The 954-nt window shown below is 66.0% G+C and carries 1 pseudogene; it reads left to right on the top strand.

The features are described from left to right. Positions 1-954, top strand: a pseudogene (locus EOA38_RS37705) (DNA-directed RNA polymerase subunit beta); the annotation flags it as partial.

The following is a 954-nucleotide window of genomic DNA, read 5'->3' on the forward strand; positions in this document are numbered from 1 at the left end:
ACCCACAAGCGCCGCCTGTCGGCCCTTGGACCGGGCGGTCTGACCCGCGAGCGCGCCGGCTTCGAGGTGCGCGACGTGCACCCGACGCATTACGGCCGCATCTGCCCGATCGAGACGCCGGAAGGCCCGAATATCGGCCTGATCAACTCGCTCGCCACCTTCGCGCGCGTCAACAAGTACGGCTTCATCGAGAGCCCGTACCGCAAGATCGTCAACGGCAAGCTGACCAACGAAGTCGTCTATCTGTCGGCGATGGAGGAGGCCAAGCACCACGTTGCGCAGGCCAACGCCGAGCTCGACAAGAACGGCGGTTTTGTCGACGAGTTCGTCATCTGCCGTAACGCCGGCGAAGTGATGATGGCGCCGCGCGAGAACGTCGACCTGATGGACGTGTCGCCGAAGCAGATGGTGTCGGTCGCCGCGGCGCTGATCCCGTTCCTCGAGAACGACGACGCCAACCGCGCGCTGATGGGCTCGAACATGCAGCGTCAGGCCGTGCCGCTGGTGCGCGCCGAGGCCCCGTTCGTCGGCACCGGCATGGAGCCGGTCGTTGCCCGTGACTCGGGCGCCGCCATCGGCGCCCGTCGCGGCGGCATCGTCGACCAGGTGGACGCCACCCGTATCGTCATCCGCGCCACGGAAGATCTCGATCCCGGCAAGTCCGGCGTCGACATCTACCGGCTGATGAAGTTCCAGCGTTCGAACCAGAACACCTGCATCAACCAGCGTCCGCTGGTGCGCATGGGCGACCGGGTCAACAAGGGCGACATCATCGCCGACGGTCCCTCGACCGAGCTCGGCGATCTGGCGCTCGGCCGCAACGTGCTGGTCGCGTTCATGCCTTGGAACGGCTACAACTACGAGGACTCGATCCTGCTCTCCGAGCGCATCGTGGCCGACGACGTCTTCACCTCGATCCACATCGAGGAGTTCGAGGTCATGGCCCGCGACACC

Source organism: Mesorhizobium sp. M1E.F.Ca.ET.041.01.1.1, from assembly GCF_003997355.1.
Classification (GTDB): Bacteria; Pseudomonadota; Alphaproteobacteria; order Rhizobiales; family Rhizobiaceae; genus Mesorhizobium.